This window comes from Paracidovorax konjaci, from assembly GCF_900112675.1.
Lineage (GTDB): Bacteria > Pseudomonadota > Gammaproteobacteria > Burkholderiales > Burkholderiaceae_C > Paracidovorax > Paracidovorax konjaci.
Genome location: NZ_FOMQ01000007.1, coordinates 49679 through 76648 on the forward strand (window position 1 = coordinate 49679; position 26970 = coordinate 76648).

Genomic DNA, 26970 nt, shown 5'->3' on the forward strand with positions numbered 1-26970 from the left:
TCGTCCCCGGCTCCGCGAGCCGTTTCGTTGATGCTAGCTAGCTGCTGGCGGGAGCGTCAGGCAATCTTGAAACGCGCCACCGATTGGCGGAGTTCTTCGGCCATGTGCGACAGCTCGCGCACCTGCTGGGCAGTGGTGCGCGTGCCTTCGCCGGTCTGCTCGGTCACCGCGAAGATGTGCTGGATGTTGTCCGCCACTTCGTTGGCCAGCTCGGCTTCGCGCGAAGCGGACGACGAGATCTGTTCGATCAGCTCGGCCAGGCGGCGAGACACGCGGTCGATTTCGGTCAGCGCGGTACCTGCGGAGTCGGAAAGCCGTGCCCCCTCGACCACACCCTGCGTGGAACGCTCCATGGCGGCCACGGCATCCTGCGTGTCGGTCTGAATGGCCTTCACGAGTGCCGAGATCTGGCGCGTGGCGTCGGCCGAACGCTCAGCGAGGCGCTGCACTTCTTCAGCCACCACGGAGAACCCGCGGCCCGCTTCGCCGGCCGAAGCGGCCTGGATGGCGGCATTCAGGGCCAGCACGTTCGTCTGCTCGGTAATGTCGGAAATCAGTTCGGTGATTTCACCGATCTCCTGGGACGATTCACCCAGCCGCTTGATGCGCTTGGAGGTGTCCTGGATCTGGTCGCGGATGGAGTTCATGCCCCCGATGGCGTTCTGCACGGCCTGCAGGCCCGAGTCGGCCGCCTGCAGCGACTGGCGCGCCACCGAAGCGGATTCCTGCGCCTGGGCGGACACTTCGTTGATTCGCGTGGCCATGTCGAGCACCGAGCGGCCGGTTTCGCGGATCTCGCGCAGCTGTTCCGTCGATGCGGCCAGCAGTTCGGTGGACGTGCTGTCCACCTGTGCCGTGGTCTGCGCCACGCGGGTAGCCGTGTTCTGCACGCTGCCCACCAGTTGGCGCAACTCTTCCACCGTGTAGTTCACCGAGTCGGCGATGGCGCCCGTGATGTCTTCTGTCACGGTGGCTTCCTGGGTCAGGTCGCCCTCGGCGACCGACTGCAGTTCGTTCATGAGCCGCAGAATGGCCGCCTGGTTGGCGTCGTTAACGCGCTTGGCTTCCTGCTCCTGGCGACGTGCATCGCGCTGCTGCATTTCGGCAGCGGCCTGGCGGGCCCGGCTGTCCATCAGCTGCACGCGGGAGATGCCCACGCCGCACAGCAGCACGAACAGGCCCGCAGCCACGAGGGCGGCCACCTGGCCGGCGCCGAGGCCGGTCTGTTCCGACAGCTTGGTCTGCAGGGCTTCGAGCTGGCGACGCAGGGGTTCGCTGTCGGCAATGATGGCCGATTGCGCCTCGCGCGCCGAAACCAGGCCCTGCAGGTTGCCCAGGATGGCGCCCGCTTGCGTGCGCGTCTGGTCGTACACCTTGATGAGGCTCTCGAGCTGCTCGCGGGTCTGGGCGTCGCGCGTGGCGGCCAGGCGCAGGTCGGCGCTGCCGTCGAGCATGCCTTGGGCGATTTCACGGAAGGAGTTCAGATCCTTGCCCAGCAGGAACACGGCCTCGGGGCTCACGCCTTCGGTGGTCTGGAATTCGTTGGCGGACTTGCCGATCCGCTGGGTCAGCATCACGAGCTGGCCCGCGGCGGAGATTTCCGACGAAGGCGCGTTCTGCTGCAGCTTCAGCGAAGAAATCGTCTCGGCGATTTCGAGCAGGTCCGACGACTGGCGGTTGATGGTGCGCAGAGCGTCGCCCACCTGGGTCAGGATCTTCTGCTGGCCCATCACCACCCCGGCATTGCGCTCGGCACGCTCCATGAGCGGCGTGATGGATTCGAGTTCGGGCTTGAACGGCTCGCCCAGGCCCTGCACGCGCAGCTCATCGTCGCCCGAGGAAAGAGCACGCACGTTGCGCGCCAGCACGCCCGAGCTGTCCACCACGTCGGGAAAGGCCTGCGGACTGCCGACCAGCGCCTGGGATACCGATTTGGCAAGCCGCTGCGACTGCATCAGCGCCTGCCCGGTCGCCGCCAGTTGCTGCGCGGAGCGGTCCGCCTGCTGCAGCACCCAGCCGGCAATCAGCGCCAGCACCACCACGCCCACGGCCAGCAGCGTCAGCAGGCGCCGCTGGTGCTGGGCGGCAGTCGCCCGGCCCAGAAGGGGCAGCGAAATCAGGTCTTCGTCCGCCAGTTCGCCGTCTGGAAACTGGGACACGGCCGACGGGTCCCCTTGCACGCTGTGCATGCCGTCCGACTGGTAGGACGCGGCCCCCAGGGGATCCTGGCCGGCGTCGCCCTCCGCAATCGCGACAGCGGCGTCCCCCGCAGGCTTGCGGTTGAAGAGTTTTGCAAACGGGTTCACGACGGACATGATGGTTCGGCCTTCAGAGAAGAAATGCTCAAGCGCTGATGCTGAGGAATGCGGGGTGCTGGGAGAGCGCCTGCAGGTTGAGTTCCTGCCAGGGAGCGCCTTCGGCATCCAGGTAGGTGGTGCCGAAGTACGGCGGAGCGTCGGCCGCGGGGGGCGCGGAATCCACGAAGGCATCGGTTCCGCGCAGCCCGGCGAGCCGATCGACCAGCAGCGCCGCATTCACGTCGAGGGCGGCATTGAGGGCCAGCAGGCTGGATTCGCTGAGCGCCTGCTCCGAGCGGGCGGAGGAAAAACCGAGCAGGCCCGCGAGATCGACGACGCCGATCAGCGAGCCACGCAGGTTGGCGACACCCAGGAACCAGCCCTGGGTGTAGGGAACGGCCTGGACGCCCGTCCAGGGAAAGATCTCTCCCGACTGCCCGAGGGGCAGCAGGAAACGGCGGCCGGCCGATTCCACGGCGAGCCAGGAGGACACGGACGAGCCCTCGACCCGCGCTGCCTGCAGACGGGCGGCCAGCCGGGCCTGGAGCTCTCGGAGCGCTTCGCGATTGGCCATGGGCAGACGGTCGGATCAGTTCAGGGCGTCGATCTTGGCCTGCAGCTCGGCGGGATCCACCGGCTTGGTGATGTAACCGCGCGCACCCTGCCGCATGCCCCACACCCGGTCGGTTTCCTGGTTCTTGCTCGTGCACATGATGATCGGCACATCGGCATATTGCGGATCGCGGCTGATCGCACGCGTCAGCTGGAATCCGTTCTGGCCCGGCATGACCACGTCCATCAGGATGAGGTCGGGCTTTTCTTCGGCGAGGCGGCGAAAAGCCTCGTCGGCATTTTCCGCGGTGCGGACCTGCATGCCTTTCTTTTGCAGCAAGTCGGTCAAGAACATCAACTCGGTCTTCGAGTCGTCAACAACCAGAACTTTCTGGATGGGCATTACATTGCTCCTTGTTGGGCATTACCAAACTGCTGAACGGCTTTCAGCAGCTGGTCTTTGGTAAATGGTTTGGTGAGATATTCCTGGCACCCCACCATGCGCCCACGTGCCTTGTCGAATACGCCGTCTTTCGAAGAAAGCATGACAACGGGCGTATCTGCGAAACGTGCATTGCGCTTGATGATGGCGCAGGTTTGGTAGCCATCGAGTTTCGGCATCAGGATGTCGCAGAAAATCAGCTGGGGCTGATAATCGTTGACCTTCGCCAGGGCATCGAAACCATCGTCTGCCAGCAGGACCTCATGGCCACCCTGCTTGAGAAAGATCTCCGCACTGCGCCGGATGGTGTTGCTGTCGTCCACGACGAGCACCTTGAAGGTCGCGCCATTTGTGTTGGTCAATTTCGTCACCGCTGTTGATGGTAAAAAACGACGCTTAGGGAGGCGCGCTCAGATCTGGACCATTTCAAAGTCTTCCTTGCGCGCTCCGCATTCAGGACACGTCCAATTCATGGGCACATCTTCCCAGCGGGTCTGAGGCGCTATACCGTCCTCGGGAGAACCTGCGGCTTCGTCATATATCCAGCCGCAAATAAGGCACATCCAGGTTTTTGGGTCCGTCACAGCTTAAGGGGCCTTCACATAGAATGCAACGATTGTATCTAGACATCACCGCGGGATGCAGCTTCCGTGCCACCCGTTACGCTGGTGCGGCGCAATGACCACAGATCCATCCCCCCAATCACCTCCCCCCTTGCAGACCGGCTCCGACGCCGACGCTGAAGCCGACACCTCGCCCATCTGCGTAATGGCGTTCAACGCCAGCGACCCCAGCGGGGCCGGAGGCCTGACCGGCGACATCGCCACCATCGCCTCGGTGGGCGGCCACGCCGTGGCGATCGTGACTGGCGCGTACGTACGCGACACCGCCCAGGTGTTCGATCATTACCCGCTGGACGACGAAGCGGTTGCCGAACAGGCACGAACCGTGCTAGAGGACCTGACCGTCCAGGCCATCAAGGTCGGCTTCGTTGGAAGCCCCGAAAACCTGGCCGCGATCGCCTCGATCGCTTCCGATTACGACGACGTGCCGGTGATCGCGTACATGCCCGACCTGTCGTGGTGGCAGGACGACCTCATCGACCAGTACCTCGATGCCTTCCAGGAAATGCTCCTGCCGCTGACCTCGGTGCTGGTGGGCAACTACAGCACCCTCTGCCGCTGGCTGCTGCCGGAATGGTCCAGCGACCGCAAGCCCTCGGCACGCGATCTGGCCATGACGGCATCCGAACTCGGCGTGCCCTACCTGCTCGTCACCGGCATACCGGCGCCGGAGCAACATGTCGAGAACGTGCTCACCTCCGCCCAGAGCGTGCTGGGCACGACGCGCTTCGAACTGTTCGAGGCGACCTTCGCCGGTGCGGGCGATACGCTGTCGGCCGCCCTGACGGCCCTCGTGGCCAGCGGCAACGATCTGGGCGAGGCGGCCAGCGAAGCGCTCACCTACCTCGACCACTGCCTGGATGCCGGCTTCCGGCCCGGCATGGGCCAGTTCCTGCCGGACCGCATGTTCTGGGCCCAACCCGACGATGACGACGACGAAGATTCCGACGATGAACCGCCGGTCGATCCCACAGCCACCGACGGCTTCGTGATGCCACCCCATGACACCCAGCACTGATCTCAACCTTCCCCTCTTCGAGCGCGCCAAGGCGCTCATCCCCGGCGGCGTGAATTCTCCCGTGCGGGCCTTCAAGGCCGTGGGCGGCACGCCCCGCTTCGTGCAGCGCGCGCAGGGGGCCTATTTCTGGGACGCCAACGGGCAACGCTTCATCGACTACATCGGCTCCTGGGGCCCGATGATCCTGGGCCACGGACACCCGGCCGTGTTGGAGGCCGTGCAGAAGGCCGCGCTGGACGGCTTCAGCTTCGGTGCGCCGACCGAGCGCGAGGTGGAGCTGGCCGAAGAGATCCTGCGCCACGTGCCGTCCATGGAGATGATCCGGCTGGTCAGCTCCGGCACCGAAGCCGGCATGAGCGCCATCCGCCTCGCCCGGGGGGCCACCGGCCGTAGCAAGATCGTCAAGTTCAACGGCTGTTATCACGGACATGCCGACGCCCTGCTGGTCAAGGCCGGCTCGGGCCTGGCCACCTTCGGACATGCCACCAGCGCGGGCGTGCCGCCCGAGGTGGTGCAGCACACGCTGGTGCTCGAATACAACGACGTCGCCCAGCTCGAAGAAGCCTTCGCGCTGCACGGCAGCGAGATCGCCGGCCTGATGATCGAGCCGATCGCGGGCAACATGAACTTCGTCCGCGCGAGCGTGCCCTTCATGCAGCGCTGCCGCGAGCTGTGCACGCAGTACGGCGCGCTGCTGGTGCTGGACGAGGTGATGACGGGCTTCCGCGTGGCGCTCGGCAGCGCGCAGAGCGTCTATGCCAAGGCCATTCCCGGCTTCAAGCCCGACATCACCGTGCTCGGCAAGGTGATCGGCGGCGGCATGCCGCTCGCGGCGTTCGGCGGCTCCCGCGCGGTGATGGAGCAGCTGGCTCCGCTGGGCCCGGTCTACCAGGCGGGTACGCTGTCCGGCAATCCGGTGGCCACGGCCTGCGGGCTGGCCACGCTGCGCGAGATCAGCCGCCCCGGCTTCTACGAGGCGCTGGGCGAGCGCACCCGTGCGCTCGTGGACGGGCTGGCGGAGGCCGCGCGCGCCGAAGGCGTTCCGTTCTGCGCCGACAGCGAGGGCGGCATGTTCGGCTTCTTCCTGATGCCCGGGCTGCCGCAGAACTACCCCACGGTGATGGCCACGGACAGCGCCCGGTTCAACGCACTCTTCCACGGCCTGCTGGAGCGCGGCGTGTACATCGCACCCGCGCTCTACGAGGCGGGGTTCGTGAGCAGTGCCCACACGGCGCAGGACATCGACGAGACCCTCTCCTGCGCGCGCGAGGTGTTCCGCACGCTGGGCACGCGATAGCGAGCGCCTCGGGCGCTTCGGGCGGCCGGCGGCGGCTTCGCGCGCACCGAAGGGGCGGAAAACCGGCGGCGCATAGTGATCGCGACGTCATGCATCGGGCATGGCGATCCATGGCGACCTTCGGGGCCGCCCTCTTCGCGAGCACCCATGACTTCCATCACCAACCTCCTGTCCACCCTGAACACCTGGGCCGCGCAGCAGCACTCCAGGCTTTCGGATTCCGCGCCGTCGAAGTCCTCGAAGTTCGACACGCAGGCGCAGCAGCAGAGCTTCGAAACCCTGCTGCGCGATTTCCTGGAGAAGCTCCTCAAGAACCTGATGCCGCAGCAGCAGAACGGCAAGAACCCGGGCGACCAGGGCACGCCTTCGTCCCCGCCCTCCCCCTCCCCCGCCTCCGCTGCGCCGCGGAGCCCGGGCCCATCGCCCTCGCCCTCACCGGCCACGGCGGGCGAGCCACGCAGCCCGTCGCCGGCACCGGCGCCCGCAGCGGCACCGGCTCCAGCGCCGGCCAGCGCGCCGGCATCCTCCGGCAATGCGGCAGGCACACCAGCAACAGCCGCCCCCTCGGACACCTCCGCCAGCAGGGGGGCGTCCAAGCCCCCAGCCAACATGCAGGTCGGCGCCCCCACCGGCGTCGAGGAAGTGAACAAGCCGATCGTGGTCAAGGCCGGCGAGACCTTCGACGGCAAGGGCAAGCTCTTCAATGCCGGATCGGGACTGGACGGCGGCGGCACGGCCGAAACCCGCCTGCCGATCTTCATCCTCGAGCCCGGGGCCTCGGTGAAGAACCTCCAGTTCAAGGGCGGGGACGGCATCCACCTGCTGGGCGACGCCAAGCTGGACAACGTGCACGGCCTGCAGACGGGCGACGACTTCGTCACCGTGGATGGCAAGGAGAACCGCACCGTGGACGCCCAGCGCGCCGGCTACACGGGCACGATCCCGCCGGGCCCGGCGAACGTGGAGATCACCAACTCCTCGTTCCAGAACAGCCACGACAAGGCGATCCAGATCAACGGCGACGTCAACCTGAAGCTGCAGGGCATCTACGCCGACAACATCGGCCAATTGGCCGTCACGCGCGGCGGCTACCCGATCACGGCCAAGGTGGACATCGCCGATTCGACCATCCAGGACCTGAAGTCGCACCTGTTCCGTTTCGACGACAGGAATTCCACCCTGAACATCACCAACACGGATGTGGATGGCGGCAAGACGCCCGTGAGCGTGATGGCCGGCAACCCCGCCAACGTGCACGGCGCCGACACGGTGCGCCAGTCGACCCAGACCGTCGGCTGACCGCCCTACCGGCGGGCAACGCGGGTCCCGGCAGGGGCCCGCGCTCCTTCAGTGGTTCAGTGGCGGAAGTGGCGGACGCCGCTGAACACCATGGCCACGCCGCGCTCGTCGGCGGCATCGATGACTTCCTGGTCGCGCATGGAGCCGCCGGGCTGGATCACGCAGGTCGCACCCGCGTCCACCACCACGTCGAGCCCGTCGCGGAACGGGAAGAACGCATCGCTCGCCACCACCGTGCCCTGCAGCGAGAGCTGGGCATGTTCCGCCTTGATGCTGGCGATGCGCGCGGAGTCGAGGCGGCTCATCTGGCCCGCGCCCACGCCCATCGTCATGCCGCCCTTGCAGAAGACGATGGCGTTGCTCTTGACGTACTTGGCGACCTTCCAGGCGAAGAGCAGGTCTTCCATCTCCTCGAGCGAGGGCTGCTTCTTGGTGACCACCTTCAGGTCCATCAGCGACAGCTCGTGGTTGTCGGCGGACTGCAGCAGCATGCCGGAGCCGATGCGCTTGGCATCCATGGCATTGCGGCCGCGCTCCCAGGCCGTCGCGCCCTTGTGGGCCGGCAGGGCGATCTTGAGCAGGCGGACGTTGGTCTTGGGCCTGAAGATCTCCAGCGCTTCGGGCGTGAAGTCAGGCGCCATCAGCACCTCGACGAACTGCTTGACCACCAGTTGCGCGGCTGCGGCGTCCACCGTGCGGTTGAAGGCGATGATGCCGCCGAAGGCGCTGGTGGGGTCCGTCTGGAAGGCCTTGCCGTAGGCCGTGGCGGCATCCAGTCCGACGGCCACGCCGCAGGGGTTCGCATGCTTCACGATCACGCAGGCGGCGGCGTCGAAGCTCTTCACGCATTCCCAGGCGGCGTCGGCATCGGCGATGTTGTTGTACGAGAGTTCCTTGCCCTGGAGCTGCTCGCCCGTGACGATGGAGCCGGGCGCGGGGTACAGGTCGCGGTACAGCGCGGCCTGCTGGTGGCTGTTCTCGCCGTAGCGCAGGTCCTGCACCTTGACGAACTGGCCGTTGCTCTGGGCGGGGAACTGGCTGCGCTCGGGCACGTAGGCTTCGGACAGCTTCTCGGCCTCGAAGGTGACGGACGAGAGGTAGTCGCTGATCGCGCCGTCGTACTGGGCGATGCGGTTGAAGGCGGCCACCGACAGCGCGAAGCGCAGCGGGTCGGACAGCTTGCCGCCGGCGCGCAGTTCGGCCAGCACGGCCGGGTACTGGTCGGCCGACGTCACCACGCCCACGTCGTTCCAGTTCTTGGCGGCGCTGCGCACCATCGCCGGGCCGCCGATGTCGATGTTCTCGATGGCGTCGGCCAGCGTGCAGCCGGCCTTGGCCACCGTGGCCTCGAAGGGGTAGAGGTTCACCACCAGCAGGTCGATGGTGTCGATGCCGTGCTCGGCGAGCGCCGCCATGTGCGCGGGCACGCCGCGGCGCGCGAGCAGGCCACCGTGCACCTTCGGGTGCAGCGTCTTCACGCGGCCATCGAGCATCTCGGGAAACTGCGTCACCTCGGCCACTTCCGTGACGGGCAGCCCCTCCTTGGCGAGCAATTGGGCCGTGCCCCCGGTGGACAGCAGGCGGATGCCCAGCGCGTGCAGGGCGCGGGCGAATTCGACGATGCCGGTCTTGTCGGAGACGGAAAGGAGTGCGTTCATGGCGTTCTAAGGAAGAGTTTGGAATAAAAAACGGTCCATGCCGTCGTATTCATTGAATAGTTTGCTATTAAATACATAGCAAACTGGGAAAGCCCCAGGTGCCGCGCTCAGAGCAGCTTGTGCTCCACGAGCTTCTTGCGCAGCGTGTTGCGGTTGAGCCCGAGCCACTCGGCGGCGCGGGACTGGTTGTTCTCGGCGTGCGTCATCACCACTTCGAGGAGCGGCTTCTCGACGAGGCGCACCAGCATGTCGTACATGCCATCGGGCGTCTCGCCGCCCAGGTCGCGGAAATAGCCCTGCAGGCTCTCGCGCACGCAGTCTTCGATGTTCTTGTTGCTCATGCAGGCAATCCTTGTTGTTCTTGTGCGTCGCCGGATCCGGGATCGGGGTCCACGCCGGCCTGCGGGGCCGGTGCGTCGGGGAGGCGGTCCATGTGCTGGCCCAGTGCCTCGAAGAAATCGGCGACCGCCTGCCATTGGGCCGCGCAGTCGTCGATGGTGTTGATGTTCTGGCGCAGCGCCTCGCCGCCCGGCAGAGCGCGCACGTACCAGGCGATGTGCTTGCGGGCGCTGCGCACGCCCGTCGCCTCGCCGTAGAGGCCGTAATGGTCCTGCAGGTGGTCCAGCAGCAGGCGCCGCACCTCGGCCACGAGCGGCGGCGCCAGGTGCTCGCCGGTGGCCAGGTAGTGGGCGATCTCCCGGAAGATCCAGGGCCGGCCCTGCGCCGCGCGGCCGATCATGACCGCATCGGCGCCCGTCGCGGCCAGCACCGCCTGCGCCTTCTCCGGCGAATCGATGTCGCCATTGGCCACCACCGGCACGCGCACGGCGGCCTTCACGGCGGCGATGGTGTCGTACTCGGCATGGCCGCGGTAGCCCTGCTCGCGCGTGCGGCCGTGCACGGTCAGCATCTGGATACCCACCCCCTCGAAGGCCTGCGCCAGCTGCACGGCGTTCTTGTGTTCCTGGCACCAGCCGGTGCGCATCTTGAGCGTGACCGGCACGTTGCGCGGCGCGCACGCATCGACCACGGCCTGGGCGATCTCGATGGCCAGCGGCTCGTTCTGCATGAGCGCGGAGCCGGCCCACTTGTTGCAGACCTTCTTGGCCGGGCAGCCCATGTTGATGTCGATGATCTGCGCGCCCCGGTCGATGTTGTAGAGCGCGGCCTCGGCCATCATTTCGGCGTCGGTCCCGGCGATCTGCACCGCGATCGGCCCCGGCTCGCCGTCGTGGTTGGCGCGGCGCGAGGTCTTGAGGCTGTTCCACAGGTCCTTGCGCGAGGTGACCATCTCGCTCACCGCATAGCCCGCGCCCAGGGACTTGCAGAGTTGGCGGAAAGGCCGGTCCGTCACGCCCGCCATCGGGGCGACGAACAGGCGGTTCGCCAGGGGAATGTGGCCGATCTGCATGGCGCGCGGGAGTGCTGAAAAAACAGGCGGAAGAAAAAAGAGGCGGGATTGTACCTGCTTAAATTTTCAGCAGACGAAACCGCCGGGTGCCGGCCCGGCATTCCGGCCCAGGACCCGCGCCGCCCGGCGCGCGGCGCCCTGGGACCGGCGGACCGCCATACCCCTTCCCCCTCTGTCACCGCCCCGCCAAAGCGCCGCGCGGAGCGCGTGGGGCGGCGTCACCCGGCGGGCATCAACGCGCGGGACGGCGCTCCGCCGCCATGTAGCGCAGGTAAGCCAGCAGATCGTCCAGTTCGCGCTCGCCGATCTGCTCCGGGCCGAAGCCGGGCATGGCCTGCCCCGGCCAATGGCGCACGCTCGCCGGATCGCGGATGAGCCGGCGCAGCGCCTGCGGCTGGAAGTACTCGGTGGGCCCCAGCGGCCGGTTGAGGTCCGGGCCCATGCGGGCCTCGCCCCCACCGTTCATCGTGTGGCAGACGAAGCACTGGGTGAGGAACACCGACTGCCCGCGCCGGCGCGGATCGCCGGCCGGCACGTCGGCGGCCACCGCGATCTGCGGCCACCGGACCTCCGGCGCGGCGCGCACATGCAGCCGTGCGATCGCATAGGGCCACTGCTCGCTGCGCACACCCGTGGCATCGGGCCACACGATGTAGAACGGCCCTGCCGTGCCCGTCTTGCCGGGCAATGCCGGCCAGGGCGCGTCCGCCGGCTCGATGGCCAGCCAGGGCTCGGGCAGCGGTGCCCGCTGCAGCGCCAGCGCCCCGGGCACCTGCGCCACGAACCCGTCGAGCGCCACCACTTCCAGCGTGTCGGCGGAGGTCAGCCCCATGCCCTGCAGCACCACCGCCAGCGGCACGGCCCGGTAGCGCATGGGACGCCGGTAGGCCACGTCGGCCGGCACGTCGATCTCCCGCGCCGCGGGGTGCCGCGCCAGTTCGGCCGTGCCGTGGCGCTGCGATGCGCCGTCGGCGCCCTCTGTCTGGAGCTGTGCGGCCTGGGCCGCCGCGGCCAGCCCCGCGCCCGCCAGTGCCAACGCCATGCTGCGCCCGGCGCGGCGCAACGCTTCGCGGCCTGCCGCCGCCCCCTTTGGTATCCAACGCATTTTTCCCCCTCCTTTTTTTGCTCCGGAGCGGCTGCGCAGCCGCCGGCGGGTCCCATCGACACCGTGGCTGGCTGCTGCATCCACGATGGAAGGGCAACTGCCACGGCGCGCGGCAGCGTAGCGGGGCCGTTGGCCCGCGGCAAGGGGATGGCGCCTTTTCACCACGCCGGCCCGGACGCAGCGGCGGCTGCGGTCCGGCGGTCAGGCGGATGGGCGGATGGGCGGATGTCAGAAATAGCCGTGGGCCGGCGCCTGGGGCTCCCCGGCTTCTGTGGGAGCGAAGGCCCCGACCGGCTCCTGCACCACCACCTGGTTGCGCCCGCCCTGCTTGGCCAGGTACATCGCGGTGTCCGCGCGTGAGAAGAATTCGAGCACCGATTCGCCCAGCACGTACTGCGTGACGCCGATCGACACAGTGACGCGGCCGCGCAGCTTGCCCTCCCACGCATGCGATTCCACCTGCGAGCGGATGCGCTCGCAGCTGTTGAGCGCAGGCAGCAGCGGGGTGGCGGGGAAGACCAGCAAAAATTCTTCGCCGCCATAACGGCCGAAGAAGTCGTCGGTGCGCACCACCTGCTGCGCCAGCTGGGCAAAGGTCCGCAGCACCTCGTCGCCGCCCAGATGCCCCAACTCGTCGTTGATGCGCTTGAAATGGTCCAGGTCCACCACCGCGAGGCACAGCGGAATGCCGCTCTCGTCGGCCAACTGCTTCTGCTCCTCCAGCGCCGCGAGGATCGAGCGCCGGTTCAGGCACCCTGCCAGTGCGTCGCGGCGGGCGATCTCGGCGATCGACCGCATTTCGTTGCTGGTCTTCTGCAGGAGGCGGTGCAGCAGCCGCACACGCCCCATCAGCAGCACGTAGGCCGGCAAAGCCAGCGCCAGCGCCACGAAATGCAGCACCTCCAGTTGCAGCAGTGCCGCATTGCCGAGCTGGACGTGGTGCAGGGCCACCACCAGGCCATAGCCGGCCAAAATACCGGAGCACACCGCGAGCGCCGCGTGCCGCGAAAGCGTCAGCAGGCCATAGGCCATGGCCACGAAGAGGAAAGGCGCCAGCGCGATCTGGGTGACGGGTTCGAGGTAGAAGACGAGCAGCAGCGTCCCGGCCGCTGCGACCACGGTGGGCAGGCGCAGTTGCCTGTCCCGCAGGCGCGCAGCCCGGCCGGCACGCACGTAGCCGGCGAACAATGCCATGGTGCCGGTGATCAGGCCGCCCACCACGAACACCGTGGAAGCCGCGATCATGCCCAGCGCGTAGAAGACCAGGACGCACAGCAGGTACAGACCGCACAGCAACGCCGGCACCAGCCGCTTGTAGGGCCGGCCCAGCCGCCGCTCCAGCAGGCGTGCGGCCTGCAGGTCGGAACTCCGGAACTGCGCCGACTCACCGAACTCGGAAAAGGCTTCGCTTGGCGAAAAGGCCTCGGTATTGGAAAAACGCTCCCGCCCGCGCGTGCGCAGCGTGACCCACAATTTGGCAAGACCCATGGCGACTGATGACCTCTCCACTGGCATGCGGCGCTGCATCGAAGGCGCAACGGCATGAACGGTACGGCTGGCGCGATTCGCCTTACCGAATGTTACAGGGTGATCGGTCGCATGTGTTGACCTCTGTCACTCCATAGAAAAAGCTCATCAAGAATTGTAGCTGCCTCGTTTTTCTGGTGGTAGCACGGCGGCCCATGCAGTGCATCCACGCCACTGCGTGGCCACAGCCGGACGGCGTGCCGGGCTACAAAACCACTGCGGCGCGCCCCCCTAAACTCCGCGCAGCTATGGAAATCTGGATGCAACACCTCATGGACCTGCTGGCGCTGCCCCAGTACGGCCTCAGCACGGTTTTCGTGGTGTCCTTCGTCTCCGCGACCCTGCTTCCCCTGGGCTCCGAACCGGCCGTGTTCGGGCTCATCCGCCTCAACCCCGAACTCTTCTGGCCCGCAGTGCTCGTCGCGACCACGGGCAACACCCTCGGCGGCGCCGTGAGCTGGTGGATGGGACTGGGCGCCCACAAGGCCGTGGACAAGGCACGGGGCGAGCACACCAATGTGCGTGCGCTCGCCTGGCTCAAGCGCTTCGGCGCCAAGGCCTGCCTGCTGAGCTGGCTGCCGGTGGTGGGCGACCCGCTCTGCGCGGTCGCCGGCTGGCTGAAGCTGCCCTTCTGGCAATGCGTGGGCTACATGGCCGTGGGCAAGTTCCTGCGCTACCTCGCAATGACCGCGGGGCTGCTGTATTTCTGGCCGGGGACCGCGCCCCACTGAGCACGGCTCAAAGGGCTTCGCGATCTTTCCCGGCGGCAGACGCTCCGCGCCGGAGCCTCCACGTGCCTTCCAGCGTATAGAGCACCAGCGCTCCCCAGATCAGCGCGAAACCGGCCAGCCGAGCGGGCTGGACCACCTCTCCGAACAGCCACACGCCCAACCCGAACTGCAGGCTGGGCGAGATGTACTGCAGCACCCCCATCGTGGCAAGTGGAATGCGCCGTGCGCCAGCCGCGAACAACAGCAGCGGGACAGCGGTGATCGGCCCGGCCGCGATGAGCCAGCCCACGGTGGCCGCGTCCGCATGCGGCCAGGCCGCCTGTCCCGCCCAGGTCAACCACGCCAGGCAGCCCACGGCCAGCGGCGCCAGCAGTGCGGTCTCCAGGGCCAGCCCTTCTATCGCGCCCAATATCGCCGTCTTGCGCAGCAGCCCGTAGAAGCCGAAGGTGACGGCCAGCACCAGGGCGATCCAGGGCAGGCGGCCGGCCTGCACCGTGAGCCACACCACCCCGGCCGCGGCCACCGCCAGCGCGAGCCACTGGCCGGGCCGGGGACGCTCCTGCAGGAACACATAGCCCATGGCGACATTCACCAGGGGCAGGATGAAATAGCCGAGGCTCGCGTCCACCACATGCTGGTGCTGCACGGCCCACACATAGATCAGCCAGTTGGCGGACAGCAACAACGCAGAAAGCAGGAAGGCCGCCACCACGCGCGGCTGCCTGCGCAGCCCGGCCACCCAGCCCAGCTGCCGCCGCGCCACCAGCACCACGATGAGCAACACCATCGACCAGAGCGTGCGGTGCATGACCACCTCCAGCGCAGGCACCGAAGCCACCCGATGGAAATACACGGGAAACACGCCCCATGCCACGTAGGCGAGCGTGGCGTAGAGGATGCCGGTTTGCATGGAGGATTCCGGATGGCGGGGAAGGTGGAGGGCGCCTACGGGCACGGCCGTGGCGGGGCGCCGGGGGCACGGCCGCCGCGTTCGACCCGGAGCCGCCCCCGGCTCAGACGTTGAAGAGGAAGTTCATCACGTCGCCATCCTTGACGACGTATTCCTTGCCTTCGGCGCGCATCTTGCCGGAGTCCTTCGCGCCCTGTTCACCCTTGTGCTGGATGAAATCATCGAAAGCGATGGTCTGCGCGCGGATGAAGCCGCGCTCGAAATCGCCGTGGATCACGCCGGCCGCCTGGGGGGCTGTGTCGCCGACGTGGATGGTCCAGGCACGCACTTCCTTCACGCCAGCGGTGAAGTAGGTCTGCAGGCCCAGCAGCTTGAAGCCGGCGCGGATCAGGCGGTTCAGGCCGGGTTCGTCCTGGCCCATCTCGGCGAGGAACATGTCGCGGTCCTCGTCGCTCATCTCGCTCATTTCGGATTCGATCTTGGCGCAGATGGCCACCACCGGCGCGTTCTGCGCGGCGGCGTACTCCTTCAGCCGGTCGAGCAGCGGATTGTTCTCGAAGCCGTCTTCGGCGACGTTGCCTACGAACATTGCCGGCTTGGCCGTGATCAGGCAGAACTGCTTGAGCAGCGGCGCATCTTCCTTGCTCACCGACACCGTGCGGGCCGGCTTGCCCTCGTCGAGCGCGGACTGGATCGGCGTGAGCAGCGCGACGATCTTGGCGGCTTCCTTGTCGTTGCCGGACTTGGCGGCCTTGCTGTAGCGGTTGAGGGCCTTCTCCACCGTGGCCAGGTCGGCCAGGCACAGCTCGGTCTGGATGACTTCGATGTCGGCGATCGGGTCCACGCGGCCAGCCACGTGGATCACGTTCGGGTCTTCGAAGCAGCGCACCACATTGACGATGGCATCGGTTTCGCGGATATGGGCGAGGAACTGGTTGCCCAGCCCTTCGCCCTTGCTGGCGCCCGCCACGAGGCCGGCGATGTCCACGAACTCGACGATGGCGGGAACGATGCGCTCGGGCTGGATGATGTCGGCCAGCTTCTGCAGGCGGGGGTCGGGCACTTCCACCACGCCGGTGTTGGGCTCGATGGTGCAGAAGGGATAGTTCTCGGCCGCGATGCCGGCCTTGGTCAGGGCGTTGAAGAGGGTGGACTTGCCCACATTGGGCAGGCCCACGATGCCGCATTTCAGGCTCATGGCGAGGCTTTCAGGGTTCGGGGGAAAACCGGCGATTTTACGGGCATGCACCTGGGCGGCGCCCCGGCAGCGCGGGGAGGCGCAACGCCGACACGCCCAGCCGCCCCGTCAGTCGAACTGCCAGTCCGCCGAAACCCGCTGGCCGACCCGCACCAGGCGGCCCGCGCCTTCGAGGACGATGGAATTCATGCCGAAGGTGATGGCCCCGTTCACGCGGGCATCCTGGCGGTAGGCGCGCAGCGTGGTGCTCACCTCCGGGCTGCTCAGGGCGGTCAGCGGGTCGATGTCGGGGATGGGGCAGCGCGTGCAGGGTTTGACCGGCTTCAGGCAGGCCCCCTCACCGCCGGTGTCGATGAACAAGCTGTCGATCCGGTCTTCGTCGTGCGATTCCACGCCGTCGATGACGATGTTCGCGCGGAACCGATCCATCCCCACCGGAGACGCGCCCGCGGTGCTCAACCGTTCGTTGAGTTCCCGCAATGAAGCTTCGCTGGTCAGCAGCACCGGATACGCATCGGCGAACTGGTTGGGCGCTTCGATGCCCCCCGTGCGGCGCAGGCTGGAAAGCCGCCGGTGCGCCGGGTCGAAGCGCACCAGGCGGCATGGCTGGCCGAGGAAACCCGTAAACCATTGCGCGGCCTGGTCGCCCACGTCCCATGCCGGCACCGCGTCGTCCCATACGCGCACGTCCATGACCGGGCCCGTGCCGTGCAGCGCCAGCTGCAAGGCCGGCATGTCCGGCGCACGCAGCACCAGATCGGGCCCCTGCAACCCGGGCCGTACCAAAGCCATCCGGGGCGCCGTGCGCTGGGTCAGGAAATCCCCGCGCGCATCGACGACCATCCACGTGCGGTCCCACTCCAGGCCCGTGGGCGTGAGCAGTGCCTCGGGCACCGCGATGCCCGCACAGGATTTGACAGGGTGGATGAAAAGGCGGGAGACGGTGCCGGCCAGGTCTCGGTCGGTGCGAAAAGTCACTCGGGGCTCCGGACAGTGCAATGCGTGGAGGGGAACGGGGGCGGGTATGGGGGCGGCGCCCTCGGAAGCGCCCGCCCGGCCATGCGCGGATTGTGCCCGCCGACCGGCAGGGTGCAGGCCGGCTCCTACAATGCCCGGCATGGCGCAAACCTTTGATGTCTGTATTCGCGGCGCTGGCGTGGTGGGCCGCGCGCTGTCCCTTCTCCTTGCACGCGAGCGCCTGCGCGTGGCATTGGTTCCCGGGCCCGTTCCTGCCGCGCAGAGCGAAGACGTGCGGGCCTACGCTCTCAACGCCGCATCGCGCGCCCTGCTGGACTCGGTGCGCAGCTGGCCGGATGCGGAACACGCCACCGCTGTCCAGCGAATGGACGTGCGTGGCGACATGGGTGGTGAAATCACCTTCGACGCCCAGCGCCATCCGGGCACGGAAGCGCTCGCATGGATCGTGGATGTGCCCGCGCTGGAAGCGAGGCTGGCCGATGCGGTCCGTTTCCAGCCGCAGGTGGAGATAGTGGATGCCCCGGTGACGGCCGCACTGACCGTGGTCTGCGAAGGCCGGGCGAGCCGGACGCGCGAAGAATTCGGCGTGCGCTATGCCGAGACGCCCTATGGTCAGCACGCAGTCGCCACCCGGCTGCGCTGCGAACGTCCGCACGGGCAGGTGGCGCGGCAGTGGTTCCTGCCGGACGGGATCCTCGCGTTCCTGCCGCTTGATGGCCAGGCCGGAAACTCCGTGGCTGTCGTCTGGTCGGTCCAGCAGGACGAGGCACAACGCCTCCTTGCCATGGAACCCGCCGAATTCGAACAACGCATCCGCACCGCGAGCGAGGACACGCTGGGCAACGTCACATTGAGCGCATCGCGCGCCGCGTGGCCGCTGCAGCAGGCACGCGCCGACCGCTGGTGCGGGCCCATGCCTGCCTCCGGCGCGGCGGCCGGCGGCAAGACACCGGCCCGCAGTTGGGCACTCGCGGGCGATGCAGCGCATTCGGTCCATCCCCTTGCGGGCCAAGGCCTCAACCTCGGCCTCTCCGACGCCCTGGCGCTGGCACGGGTGCTGCGGGAGCGCGACTACTGGCGCGGCGTGGCGGACCTCCGGCTGCTGCGCCGCTACGAACGCGAGCGCAAGACGGCGCTGGCGCCCATGGGCTTGGCCATGGACAGCCTGCAGCAGCTGTTCACACGCCATGAAGGGCCCCTGCCCTGGCTGCGCAATTGGGGCATGCGAGGCTTCGAGCACAGCGGTCCCCTGAAAGACTGGGTGACGCGCCAGGCCATGGGCCTGGGCTGATGCACCCTGCACCGGGCGCCCCCCGCATTCCCTCCCATTCGAGAATCAAGAGAGAACACCATGAAACTGCTTCCCGCACTGATCGCAGGCGCTGCCGCGCTGTCCATCGCCTTCGGCGCACAGGCGCAGGAGTCCGCCATCCGCAAGGCACTGTCCAGCCGCATCCCGCAATTGCAGAACATCGATGAAGTGCGGGCGACACCCATGCCGGGCCTCTACGAAGTGCGCATCGGCACCGACCTGTTCTACACGGATGCCAAGGGCAACTACCTCATCCAGGGCGAACTGATCGACACCAAGGCCCGCCGCAATCTCACGGAAGACCGCATCACCAAGCTCACGGCCGTGAATTTCGATTCGCTGCCTTTCCAGGACGCCTTCACCATCGTGCGGGGCAACGGCCAGCGGAAGATCGCGGTCTTCGAAGACCCGAACTGCGGGTACTGCAAGCGCTTCGAGAAAGACCTGCAGAACGTGGACAACGTCACGGTGTACCTGTTCCTCTATCCCATCCTGAGCCCGGACTCGGCTGAGAAGTCGCGCAACATCTGGTGCGCCAAGGACCGCGTGACCGCCTGGCAGGACCAGATGGTGCGCGACAAGATCGCCCCATCCGCGAGCTGCGATACGGCAGCGCTGCAGCGCAATCTGGCCTTCGGGAAAAAGCACAAGATCACCGGCACCCCCACCATCATCTTCACCGACGGATCGCGGGTACCGGGCGCCATCGACGCGCGCGAGGTGGAAAAGCGCATGGCCGATGCCGGCCCTGCGCCTGCCGCGCCCGTAGCCAACTGATCCCCCGCCACCGCATGCCCATCCTCCGCAATCACGCTCCCGCCGTGCACTACCGCGTGGATCCCGCGCAGCTGCATGCGCATCTCTACCACGTCACGCTCACGGTGGAACGGCCTGCGGCGCGGCAGCAAGTGTCCCTGCCTGTCTGGATTCCCGGAAGCTATCTGGTGCGGGAGTTCTCCAAGAATCTGCACAACCTGCGTGCCCGCCAGGGCAACCAGGAAGTGCCGCTTGCGCAGCACAGCAAGTGCCTCTGGCAGGCCGAGTGCCGCGAGGATGTTCCATTGGTGCTCAGCTACGAAGTCAGCGCCTACGACAATTCCGTGCGCACGGCCTGGCTGGACGCGTCGCGGGGTTTCTTCAACGGAACCAGCGTCTGCCTGCGTGTGCACGGGCAGGAAGAGGCTCGCCATGACCTGGAGATCGTGGCGTCTTCCGCGGTGTCGCACTGGTCCGTCGCTACCGGGCTCGCGGCAGAGAAGACCACGCGCGCGGGCTTCGGCACCTACCGGGCGGCTTCCTATGACGAGCTGGTGGATTGCCCGGTGGAGATGGGGCCTTTCTGGAGTGCCCAGTTCACCGCCTGCGATGTTCCCCACCGCATCGTGGTGGCGGGAGCGGCCCCCTCTTTCGACGGCAGCCGGCTCGTGGCCGATGCGCGGCGTATCTGCGAGGCGGGTATCCGCTTCTGGCACGGAGCAGGCAAGCCTCCGTATTCGCACTATCTGTTCATGCTCAATGCGGTGGATGACGGCTACGGCGGCCTGGAGCACCGCAACTCCACCGCGCTGATCTGCGGCCGCCGCGATCTGCCCCGCGTGGGTGAGAGCAAGGCCCCGGAGGGCTACACCACGCTGCTCGGTCTCATCAGCCATGAGCATTTCCATACCTGGAACGTCAAGCGCCTGCGGCCAGCAGAATTGGCGCGGTACGACTATGCCCAGGAGAACTACACACGGCTGCTGTGGTTCTTTGAAGGCTTCACCAGCTATTACGACGATCTGCTGTTGCGCCGCGCAGGACTGATCGAGGACGCGGCCTACCTGCGGCTGCTCACCAAGACCATCAACCAGGTGCTGCAGACGCCGGGCCGCCATGTGCAGAGCGTGGCCGATGCGAGCTTCGATGCCTGGGTGAAGTACTACCGCCAGGACGAAAACACCCCGAACACCACGGTGAGCTACTACACCAAGGGATCACTGGTCGGACTGTGCCTGGACCTGGCCTTGCGCCGAGAAGGCCGAACCACGCTCGATGACGTGATGCGCGCGCTCTGGGAGCGCTGCGATGCCGGCCCGATGGCCGAAGAAGATCTGCTGGCCGTCCTCGAAACCCTGTCCGGCAGATCGTTCTCGGCGGAAATTGCAGCGTGGGCCCACGGCACGGCCGATCTACCGCTGGCGGAACTGCTGGCTGCCCAGGGCGTCACGCTGAAAGCGGAGCCCGCCCAGCCGGCCCAGCGCCTGGGCCTGCGTGTGTCCGAGGGCCAGGGGTTGCAGGTGAAGGTCGTGCTGCGCGGCGGTCTCGCAGAGGAAGCGGGATTTGCCGCCGGAGACGAATGGCTGGCCGTCGAGACCGGCGGTGCAACCTGGCGTGTGCAGCGGCTCGACGATGTCGCCCTGTATGCAGGCCACGAAAAGCAGGTGGTGGCGCTGGTGGCACGCGACCGCCGCGTGCTCAGGCTGCCACTGGCCCTTGCGCGGGACGGTCATGCACCGAACGACACCGTGGTGCTGGCGATCACCGACGCAGCACTGGCGCGGCGCTGGCTGGACGGCAGCCCCGCGGTCGCGCCAGCGGGCGACTGACCGCCGGCACACCCTTGGGTATAGTCGTTCGCACCACAACGACACACAGGAGATACCCCTTGGCCTACGAAGTCATCGAGGTCCGCACCGAGGCGGACAAAGTCGGCATCATCACGTTGAACCGCCCCAAGCAGCTCAACGCACTCAACGACCAGCTCATGGATGAGCTCGGCGCCGCGCTGGCGGCCTTCGACGCCGACGAGCGCATCGGTTGCGTGATCCTCACCGGCAGCGAAAAGGCCTTCGCGGCCGGTGCCGACATCGGGGCGATGGCGAAATACGGTTTCGCCGATGCCTACAAGGGCGACTACATCACGCGCAACTGGGAGCGCATCCGATCCGTGCGCAAGCCCGTCATCGCCGCCGTGAGCGGCTTCGCGCTGGGCGGCGGCTGTGAACTCGCCATGATGTGCGACTTCATCATCGCCGCGGACAACGCGAAGTTCGGACAACCCGAGATCAAGCTCGGCGTCATTCCTGGCGCGGGCGGAACGCAGCGGTTGCCCCGCGCAGTGGGCAAATCGAAGGCCATGGACATGGCACTCACCGGCCGCATGATGGACGCGCAGGAGGCCGAGCGCGCAGGCCTCGTGAGCCGGGTGGTCCCGTACGACAAGCTGATGGACGAGGCGCTGGGCGCGGCCCTCGTGATTGCCGACTTCTCCCAGGTCGCCGTCATGGCCGCCAAGGAAACGGTCAACCGGGCCTTCGAAGGAACGCTGTCCGACGGACTCATGTATGAAAGGCGCCTGTTCCACGCGCTTTTCGCCACGCAGGACCAGAAGGAAGGCATGGCCGCCTTCCTGGAAAAGCGCAAACCGGAATTCACCCACCGCTGAGGCCACGGCCGTTGCGGCGCTACCGCAGCGCCGCGATGTCTCCGTTCTTGATGAGCCGCGCGCGCAGTATGTTGCGGCTGATGCCCAGCAAGCGCGCCGCCTGCACCTGGTTGCGGTGGCAGAACTCGAAGGCCGTGCGCACCACGGTTTCCTCGATGCGCTCGTAGAGCTGGTCGCCCTGCTCCTGGAACAGGCTGGCGAGCGCAGATTCGAGGGCCTGCTGCGCCGTCGCCTCCGCCGGCGGTGCATCGGCGATCGCCCGGCGCTGCAGGCCCAGCGAGGAAAGCTGCAGGTCCTCCGCGGTGAGCACGCCGTGCCGGCAGATCAGCAAGCCGTGGTGGATCACGTTTTCCAGCTCGCGGATGTTGCCGGGCCAGTTGTGGTTCAGCAGCTTGCGCTCGGCACCCGCATCCAGCCGGACGGCGCCATAGCCCAGCCGGTGGCGGTACTCATCGATGAAGTGGCGCGCCAGCGGCAACACGTCGCCGGGCCGCTCGCGCAGTGTCGGCAACGCCAGATGCACCACATGCAGCCGGTAGAAAAGGTCTTCGCGGAAGTTGCCTGCAGCCACGGCGTCCTGCAGCCGCACATTGGTGGCAGCCACCACGCGCACGTCCACCGGAAGGCTTTTGCGTGCGCCCAGGCGCACGACCTCGCGCTCCTGCAGCACCCGCAGCAGCTTCACCTGGATCGAGAGCGGCAGATCGCCCACCTCGTCGAGGAAGAGCGTTCCGCCGTTGGCCGCCTCGAACCACCCCGCCTTCGACGTGAAAGCGCCCGTGAACGCGCCCTTCTCGTGGCCGAACAGTTCGCTCTCCACCAGCGTTTCCGAGAATGCGCCGCAGTTGACCGCCACGAAGGGCCGGTCGCGCCGCGCACTCAACTCATGCACATGGCGGGCGATGAGCTCCTTGCCGGTGCCCGTCTCGCCAACGATGAGCACATTCGCCTCGCTGGGCGCCACGAGGCGGATGCGCTCCAGCAGCGCCACCGAACGCGGGTCTTCGAACACCTGCGCGGTGGCGCGGATCGATGTGGGCATGGCGCGGGCGCCAGGCAAGGTGAGCAACGGCGCCGTGCTCCAGCGCGGAGCCGGCGCATCGCCGTCTTCGGGGTTCGCAGAATGGAAGTGCAGGGCGGACATGGCGTTCAGGAGTAGAAGCTGGGTTCGGGGTGGCGTTGCAACAAGGCCCACTCTCCCAGTTCACGCAGCTTGTAGGCCACGGGATCGTGCAGGGAATGGGTGCGCAGATTGCGCCAGTGGCGATCCAGGCGCAGGCCGCCATGCGTGGCGCGCGCGCCCGCGACATCGAACATGCGCGTACAGAGATCCAGGCCGACGCGCGTGGCAGCCACCTTGGCGGTCGCCACGGCCACCGCTGCATCGCCGCGCTCTGCGGCGGTCAAGGCCGCATCCCGCGCCCACGCTGCATCGAAATGGCCGGCCGCACGGTCCAGCAGTACGCGTGCACTCTCCAGCCCGACCCAGAAGTCGCCGTAGTGGCCCAGTACGTAGGGATCTTCGGCAGCCAGCGCCACGCCGGACGTGCGCCACGGGCGGGCTTCGTGGAGCGTGTAGTGCCGCGCGTCATGGAATGCGCCCTCGGCGATCCCCAGATAGATGCTGGTGAGCACCAGTTGCGCCAGCAACGGGCGCAGGCAGGCAAAGGGCGTCGCCAGCGGGCCGGGGTCCGCCAGGATCTCATGGTGCTCGACCCGCACACGCTCGAAGGTCACGCTGCCGCTGTCCGTCTGGCGCTGGCCGATGTTGTTCCAGTCGGGTGCCACCGCGATGCCGGTGCGACCGGTGGGCACCGCCGCCACCACGAGGGTTCCCGGCCCTTCGTCGCGAGCCGAAGCGATCAGCATTTCGGAATCGAGCGCGCCGGAGCAGAAGCTCTTCTGGCCCGAAAACTCGCTCCAGCCTCCGTGGCGGATGCACACGGTGCGGTCATCGAGAGGGTTGAGCGCATTGCCCCAGAACCAGCGCAGCCGCGCCGTTTGCGAAAACCAGGGCTGCCATTGACCTGGCTGTGAAAACAGCCGTGCCGTGGCCAGCATGAGGTGGTGGAAGCCGAACACATGGGCCAGCGACGAATCGGCCCTGGCGAGGATGCGCACGACCTCCAGGGTATCCCGCCAGTCGGAGCCGCCCCCGCCATGGGAGCGCGGGATGCTCATCGCGCTCTGCCGCCGTGAGCGCGAACTGCGCTGCGAGCCGCAGCGCGATGCTGCGCGGTTCGGTCTCCCCGGGTACTTCGGATGGTGCAGATGCCACACCGTCCGGCGCGCAGTCATGCGGGGAAATCAGCACAGTGCTCACAATCAAGTTCCTCGGAAAGGCGTCGAACCAGCGGCCTGGCGCAATGCCTCTTCTCGACGGCACTGCTGCATGCCCAGCAATTCTGGTGCGCGGCCCTACCGGCCCCAAGCGCGGATTCCGAAGATCGATAAATGGTTTGCGGCCACGGCAGCAAGTGCGGCCTGGCAGGCACCGGCGCAGCACCCGACCGGCCCGATTGCTGCCGTCGCAGCAGCAGCCCCGGCCTTTCCCTCTGTGAAGCCGATGGCACGGTCCCTGCGAAGGACCCGGCACCGCCGCCCTCCGAAGTGCGCCATGGCGGCACACACCCCACGAACCCTTTCCCATCCCATGCAAGTCTTCTGGTTTCTTCCCACCCACGGCGACAGCCGGTATCTGGGCACTGCGCACGGTGCCCGTACCGTGAGCCACCACTATCTCAGGCAGATCGCCCAGGCCGCGGACGAGTTGGGCTATGAAGGCGTGCTCATCCCCACCGGCCGCTCCTGTGAAGACGCCTGGGTCGTGGCAGCGTCGCTCGCTCCGCTGACCGAGCGGCTCAAATTCCTGGTGGCCATCCGCCCGGGCATCATCTCGCCCACCGTGGCGGCACGGCAGGCGGCCACGCTCGACCGTTTCTCCCAGGGGCGGCTGCTGCTCAACGTGGTGACCGGCGGCGATCCCGACGAGCAGCGCGGAGACGGCAGCTTTCTCGACCACGCAGAGCGCTACGCGCTGACCGACGAATTCCTGCGCATCTGGCGGCGCGTGGCAGCCGGCGAGACCGTGAATTTCGAAGGACGCCATCTGCGCGTGGAGAACGCCAAGGCCATCTACCCGCCCGTTCAAACACCCCATCCGCCCTTGTGGTTCGGTGGATCGTCCGATGAGGCAGTAGCGCTGGCGGGCGAACAAGTGGACGTGTACCTCACCTGGGGTGAGCCCCCGGCCGCCGTGGCGGAGAAGATCGCGCGCGCCCGGGCCGCAGCAGCCCGGCATGGCCGCACGCTGCGTTTCGGCATCCGGCTGCACGTGATCGTGCGGGAAACCAGCGAGGCGGCGTGGCAGGCAGCGGACACACTGATCTCCCAGGTGACCGACGACACCATCGCCGCTGCGCAAAAAGCCTTCGCGCGCTTCGACTCCGTGGGCCAGCGCCGCATGTCGGCATTGCACGGCGGACAGCGCGACCGGCTGGAGGTGTCTCCCAACCTGTGGGCGGGCGTGGGCCTGGTGCGCGGTGGCGCCGGCACGGCCCTGGTGGGCAATCCCCAGGAAGTGGCAGCACGCATGCACGAATATGCGGCGCTGGGCATCGACACCTTCATCTTCTCCGGCTATCCCCACCTGGAAGAAGCCTACCGCACCGCAGAACTGCTCTTCCCCCTGCTGCCGCTCGCATCGCAGCGCCCCGCAGGGCAGGCGAACATTACCGGCCCCTTCGGCGAAATGGTCGCCAACGACATCCTGCCGCCCTCCACGCCCGGCAAGACCCGGGACACCACGGAGACCGTGTTGCCATGAAGCACTTTGCCTCCGAGGCGCGCCGGGATTGGCGCGATGCGCAAAGTGCCGTGGCGACGGCCCTGGCCTCCACCGCCATCGCGCGCGATCAGGCGGGCGGCGTACCGCTCCATGAACGGCGCCTGCTGCGCGAAAGCGGCTTGCTCACGCTCTCCATCCCCAGCGCCCTGGGTGGCTTTGGCGCGCCATGGAGCGACGTGCTGGGAGTGGTGCAGGACTTCGCGCGGGTGGACAGCGCGGTGGCACACGTCTTCGGCTTCCACCATCTGCTGCTGGCCACCGCACAGCTCTTCGGCCAGCCCGCGCAATGGCAGCCATGGCTCGAAGCGACCGTGGCGCAGCGATGGTTCTGGGGCAATGCCCTCAACCCGCTGGACAAAGGCACCGTGGCAACACAGGCACCGGAGGGGCATTGGCTGTTCGACGGCCGCAAAAGCTTCTGCTCCGGTGCCGGCGACTCCGACCAGTTGCTGGCATCGGCGTTCGATGCCTCCGGAAGATTGCTCATTGCCGTCGTGCCCACGGGCCGCGAGGGCATCCGGGTGGAAGGCGATTGGGACAACATGGGCCAACGGCAGACCGACAGCGGAAGCGTGGCTTTCGAGCAGGTCCGTATCCCCGCGCGGGAACTGCTCCTCGATCCCGGCCCCCTGTCCTCGCCTTTCGCAGCGCTGCGCCCACTGCTGGCCCAACTGGTGCTGGCCCATGTGTACCTGGGGCTGGGCGAAGGGGCACTGGCCGAGGCTCGGGGATTCACGCTCCAGCATGCTCGCGCCTGGCACGCCTCGGGCGTGGACCAGGCTGGCGAGGACCCTTACCTGCTGGGCCACTACGGGGACTTCTGGCTGGCGCTGGAAGGGGCGGGCCTGCTGGCAGAGCGGGCCAGGGCACTGTTCGACGCGGCCTGGGCCGAAGGCGCGGCACTCACATCCGAGGCACGCGGCGATGTCGCGATTGCCGTGGCGGCTGCGAAGGTGGCAGCCAGCCGGGCGGCGCTCGATGTGGCCCACCGGCTCTTCGAAGTCACCGGGCCGCGCGCCACGGCGGCCGCACTGCGCATGGACCGCTTCTGGCGCAACCTGCGCGTGCACACGCTGCACGATCCCATCGACTACAAACGCCGCGAATTGGGCCGGTGGGCCCTGCATGCCCAACCGCCCACTCCGTCGTTCTACTCCTAGTCCGATCACTCCCTTGCCGCCGGCCCGTGCCGCGCTGCCTCCGCAGCGCCGCACGGGCCGGCCTCTTTTGGAATCCCCACGGCGCCATGCGCTCTGCTGCACGGAGCGCATAAGCATGGGCGGTTTCCGAAGCCCTGCTGTTCTTGCAGCAGTTGCACAGCAGGGTGCTGGGCAGCACACA

At 67.6% G+C, this 26970-nt stretch carries 25 protein-coding genes; 10 read left to right on the top strand and 15 right to left on the bottom strand.

Annotated features, from left to right (window positions below; all coding sequences use genetic code 11):
• Positions 1–56: 56 nt before the first annotated feature.
• Genes BM144_RS12275 through BM144_RS12295 form a run of 5 tightly spaced genes read right to left on the bottom strand, consistent with a single transcriptional unit; the run spans position 57 to position 3854 of the window.
• Positions 57–2315, bottom strand: coding sequence for a methyl-accepting chemotaxis protein (locus BM144_RS12275; protein WP_092952615.1), 2259 nt, complete (start codon positions 2313–2315; stop codon positions 57–59).
• A 28-nt stretch (positions 2316–2343) separates the two neighbouring features.
• Positions 2344–2871, bottom strand: coding sequence for a chemotaxis protein CheW (locus tag BM144_RS12280; protein ID WP_092952617.1), 528 nt, complete (start codon positions 2869–2871; stop codon positions 2344–2346).
• A gap of 15 nt (positions 2872–2886) precedes the next feature.
• Complete coding sequence (locus BM144_RS12285; RefSeq protein ID WP_011794058.1) at positions 2887–3252, bottom strand: response regulator; 366 nt, start codon at positions 3250–3252, stop codon at positions 2887–2889.
• Entirely contained in the window at positions 3252–3662 is a 411-nt protein-coding gene (locus BM144_RS12290) for a response regulator (protein WP_092952619.1), read from the bottom strand. The genes BM144_RS12285 and BM144_RS12290 overlap by 1 nt, the downstream gene beginning before the upstream one ends.
• Positions 3663–3701: 39 nt before the next feature.
• A complete protein-coding gene (locus BM144_RS12295) occupies positions 3702–3854 on the bottom strand; it encodes a rubredoxin (protein ID WP_281246091.1) in 153 nt (50 codons plus the stop codon).
• 115 nt (positions 3855–3969) lie between these two features.
• On the opposite strand from BM144_RS12295, the gene thiD reads away from it, so the two are divergent.
• The 3 genes from thiD (at position 3970) to BM144_RS12310 (ending at position 7528) form a co-directional block, all read left to right on the top strand.
• Complete coding sequence (gene thiD, locus BM144_RS12300; RefSeq protein WP_092952623.1) at positions 3970–4932, top strand: bifunctional hydroxymethylpyrimidine kinase/phosphomethylpyrimidine kinase; 963 nt, start codon at positions 3970–3972, stop codon at positions 4930–4932.
• Complete coding sequence (gene hemL, locus BM144_RS12305) at positions 4916–6229, top strand: glutamate-1-semialdehyde 2,1-aminomutase (RefSeq protein WP_092952625.1); 1314 nt, start codon at positions 4916–4918, stop codon at positions 6227–6229. Before thiD ends, hemL begins: the two co-directional genes overlap by 17 nt.
• 147 nt (positions 6230–6376) lie before the next feature.
• Positions 6377–7528 (top strand): pectate lyase, encoded by a 1152-nt coding sequence (locus tag BM144_RS12310; protein ID WP_092952627.1) that lies wholly within the window; start codon positions 6377–6379, stop codon positions 7526–7528.
• Between the two features lie 56 nt (positions 7529–7584).
• On the opposite strand, the gene purH is transcribed toward BM144_RS12310, so the two are convergent.
• From purH to BM144_RS12335, 5 genes are all read right to left on the bottom strand, one after another.
• On the bottom strand, positions 7585–9186 hold the full coding sequence (gene purH, locus BM144_RS12315) for a bifunctional phosphoribosylaminoimidazolecarboxamide formyltransferase/IMP cyclohydrolase (RefSeq protein WP_092952629.1): 1602 nt from the start codon (positions 9184–9186) through the stop codon (positions 7585–7587).
• Positions 9187–9293: 107 nt separating this feature from the next.
• Complete coding sequence (locus BM144_RS12320; RefSeq protein ID WP_092952631.1) at positions 9294–9527, bottom strand: Fis family transcriptional regulator; 234 nt, start codon at positions 9525–9527, stop codon at positions 9294–9296.
• Positions 9524–10597, bottom strand: a complete 1074-nt coding sequence (gene dusB, locus BM144_RS12325) for a tRNA dihydrouridine synthase DusB (RefSeq protein ID WP_092952633.1) — start codon at positions 10595–10597, stop codon at positions 9524–9526. The genes BM144_RS12320 and dusB overlap by 4 nt, the downstream gene beginning before the upstream one ends.
• 232 nt (positions 10598–10829) lie before the next feature.
• A complete protein-coding gene (locus tag BM144_RS12330) occupies positions 10830–11639 on the bottom strand; it encodes a c-type cytochrome (protein WP_092952635.1) in 810 nt (269 codons plus the stop codon).
• Between the two features lie 291 nt (positions 11640–11930).
• Positions 11931–13190, bottom strand: coding sequence for a GGDEF domain-containing protein (locus BM144_RS12335; protein WP_092952637.1), 1260 nt, complete (start codon positions 13188–13190; stop codon positions 11931–11933).
• Between the two features lie 287 nt (positions 13191–13477).
• Between BM144_RS12335 and BM144_RS12340 the strand changes: the two genes are divergently transcribed.
• Positions 13478–13960, top strand: coding sequence for a YqaA family protein (locus BM144_RS12340; protein WP_092952639.1), 483 nt, complete (start codon positions 13478–13480; stop codon positions 13958–13960).
• 7 nt (positions 13961–13967) lie between these two features.
• Here BM144_RS12340 and rarD read toward each other — a convergent pair whose 3' ends face one another.
• The 3 genes from rarD to BM144_RS12355 form a co-directional block, all read right to left on the bottom strand.
• Positions 13968–14870: an EamA family transporter RarD gene (gene rarD / locus BM144_RS12345; protein WP_092952641.1), complete on the bottom strand. Its 903-nt coding sequence runs from the start codon at positions 14868–14870 to the stop codon at positions 13968–13970.
• 103 nt (positions 14871–14973) lie between these two features.
• Positions 14974–16068 (bottom strand): redox-regulated ATPase YchF, encoded by a 1095-nt coding sequence (ychF, locus tag BM144_RS12350; RefSeq protein ID WP_092952642.1) that lies wholly within the window; start codon positions 16066–16068, stop codon positions 14974–14976.
• A 108-nt stretch (positions 16069–16176) separates the two neighbouring features.
• Positions 16177–17046, bottom strand: coding sequence for an MOSC domain-containing protein (locus tag BM144_RS12355; RefSeq protein ID WP_092952644.1), 870 nt, complete (start codon positions 17044–17046; stop codon positions 16177–16179).
• A gap of 139 nt (positions 17047–17185) precedes the next feature.
• Here BM144_RS12355 and BM144_RS12360 point away from each other — a divergent pair, with 139 nt between their 5' ends.
• Genes BM144_RS12360 through BM144_RS12375 form a run of 4 tightly spaced genes read left to right on the top strand, consistent with a single transcriptional unit; the run spans position 17186 to position 21782 of the window.
• Entirely contained in the window at positions 17186–18337 is a 1152-nt protein-coding gene (locus BM144_RS12360; RefSeq protein ID WP_092952646.1) for an FAD-dependent monooxygenase, read from the top strand.
• Positions 18338–18397: 60 nt separating this feature from the next.
• The gene (locus tag BM144_RS12365) at positions 18398–19135 is read left to right on the top strand and encodes a DsbC family protein (RefSeq protein WP_092952648.1); all 738 of its coding nucleotides are present in this window, start codon (positions 18398–18400) and stop codon (positions 19133–19135) included.
• Positions 19136–19149: 14 nt separating this feature from the next.
• The gene (locus tag BM144_RS12370; RefSeq protein WP_092952650.1) at positions 19150–20943 is read left to right on the top strand and encodes a M61 family metallopeptidase; all 1794 of its coding nucleotides are present in this window, start codon (positions 19150–19152) and stop codon (positions 20941–20943) included.
• Between the two features lie 59 nt (positions 20944–21002).
• Positions 21003–21782 (top strand): enoyl-CoA hydratase, encoded by a 780-nt coding sequence (locus tag BM144_RS12375; RefSeq protein WP_092952652.1) that lies wholly within the window; start codon positions 21003–21005, stop codon positions 21780–21782.
• Between the two features lie 19 nt (positions 21783–21801).
• Here the strand turns inward: BM144_RS12375 and BM144_RS12380 are convergent, their stop codons facing one another.
• Together BM144_RS12380 and BM144_RS12385 are read right to left on the bottom strand one after the other, a co-directional pair.
• The gene (locus BM144_RS12380; protein ID WP_092952654.1) at positions 21802–22926 is read right to left on the bottom strand and encodes a sigma-54 interaction domain-containing protein; all 1125 of its coding nucleotides are present in this window, start codon (positions 22924–22926) and stop codon (positions 21802–21804) included.
• 5 nt (positions 22927–22931) lie between these two features.
• Positions 22932–23963, bottom strand: a complete 1032-nt coding sequence (locus BM144_RS12385; protein ID WP_434802663.1) for an acyl-CoA dehydrogenase family protein — start codon at positions 23961–23963, stop codon at positions 22932–22934.
• 472 nt (positions 23964–24435) lie between these two features.
• On the opposite strand from BM144_RS12385, the gene ssuD reads away from it, so the two are divergent.
• Positions 24436–25608 carry an FMNH2-dependent alkanesulfonate monooxygenase gene (gene ssuD, locus BM144_RS12390; protein WP_092952656.1) on the top strand — a complete coding sequence of 391 codons (1173 nt, stop codon included), beginning with the start codon at positions 24436–24438 and terminating at the stop codon, positions 25606–25608.
• Entirely contained in the window at positions 25605–26789 is a 1185-nt protein-coding gene (locus tag BM144_RS12395) for an acyl-CoA dehydrogenase family protein (RefSeq protein ID WP_092952658.1), read from the top strand. The genes ssuD and BM144_RS12395 overlap by 4 nt, the downstream gene beginning before the upstream one ends.
• The last annotated feature ends 181 nt before the right edge of the window (positions 26790–26970 follow it).

Coding starts and splice junctions, on each gene's coding strand:
- BM144_RS12385 (WP_434802663.1), bottom strand. CDS start 23,963: ATGAGCATCCCGCGCTCCCATGGCGGGGGCGGCTCCGACTGGCGGGAT.
- BM144_RS12395 (WP_092952658.1), top strand. CDS start 25,605: ATGAAGCACTTTGCCTCCGAGGCGCGCCGGGATTGGCGCGATGCGCAA.
- BM144_RS12335 (WP_092952637.1), bottom strand. CDS start 13,190: ATGGGTCTTGCCAAATTGTGGGTCACGCTGCGCACGCGCGGGCGGGAG.
- BM144_RS12295 (WP_281246091.1), bottom strand. CDS start 3,854: ATGTGCCTTATTTGCGGCTGGATATATGACGAAGCCGCAGGTTCTCCC.
- BM144_RS12370 (WP_092952650.1), top strand. CDS start 19,150: ATGCCCATCCTCCGCAATCACGCTCCCGCCGTGCACTACCGCGTGGAT.
- thiD (WP_092952623.1), top strand. CDS start 3,970: ATGACCACAGATCCATCCCCCCAATCACCTCCCCCCTTGCAGACCGGC.
- BM144_RS12275 (WP_092952615.1), bottom strand. CDS start 2,315: ATGTCCGTCGTGAACCCGTTTGCAAAACTCTTCAACCGCAAGCCTGCG.
- BM144_RS12310 (WP_092952627.1), top strand. CDS start 6,377: ATGACTTCCATCACCAACCTCCTGTCCACCCTGAACACCTGGGCCGCG.
- BM144_RS12380 (WP_092952654.1), bottom strand. CDS start 22,926: ATGTCCGCCCTGCACTTCCATTCTGCGAACCCCGAAGACGGCGATGCG.
- dusB (WP_092952633.1), bottom strand. CDS start 10,597: ATGCAGATCGGCCACATTCCCCTGGCGAACCGCCTGTTCGTCGCCCCG.
- BM144_RS12360 (WP_092952646.1), top strand. CDS start 17,186: ATGGCGCAAACCTTTGATGTCTGTATTCGCGGCGCTGGCGTGGTGGGC.
- hemL (WP_092952625.1), top strand. CDS start 4,916: ATGACACCCAGCACTGATCTCAACCTTCCCCTCTTCGAGCGCGCCAAG.
- BM144_RS12365 (WP_092952648.1), top strand. CDS start 18,398: ATGAAACTGCTTCCCGCACTGATCGCAGGCGCTGCCGCGCTGTCCATC.
- ychF (WP_092952642.1), bottom strand. CDS start 16,068: ATGAGCCTGAAATGCGGCATCGTGGGCCTGCCCAATGTGGGCAAGTCC.
- BM144_RS12285 (WP_011794058.1), bottom strand. CDS start 3,252: ATGCCCATCCAGAAAGTTCTGGTTGTTGACGACTCGAAGACCGAGTTG.
- rarD (WP_092952641.1), bottom strand. CDS start 14,870: ATGCAAACCGGCATCCTCTACGCCACGCTCGCCTACGTGGCATGGGGC.
- BM144_RS12280 (WP_092952617.1), bottom strand. CDS start 2,871: ATGGCCAATCGCGAAGCGCTCCGAGAGCTCCAGGCCCGGCTGGCCGCC.
- BM144_RS12330 (WP_092952635.1), bottom strand. CDS start 11,639: ATGGCGTTGGCACTGGCGGGCGCGGGGCTGGCCGCGGCGGCCCAGGCC.
- purH (WP_092952629.1), bottom strand. CDS start 9,186: ATGAACGCACTCCTTTCCGTCTCCGACAAGACCGGCATCGTCGAATTC.
- BM144_RS12340 (WP_092952639.1), top strand. CDS start 13,478: ATGGAAATCTGGATGCAACACCTCATGGACCTGCTGGCGCTGCCCCAG.
- BM144_RS12320 (WP_092952631.1), bottom strand. CDS start 9,527: ATGAGCAACAAGAACATCGAAGACTGCGTGCGCGAGAGCCTGCAGGGC.
- ssuD (WP_092952656.1), top strand. CDS start 24,436: ATGCAAGTCTTCTGGTTTCTTCCCACCCACGGCGACAGCCGGTATCTG.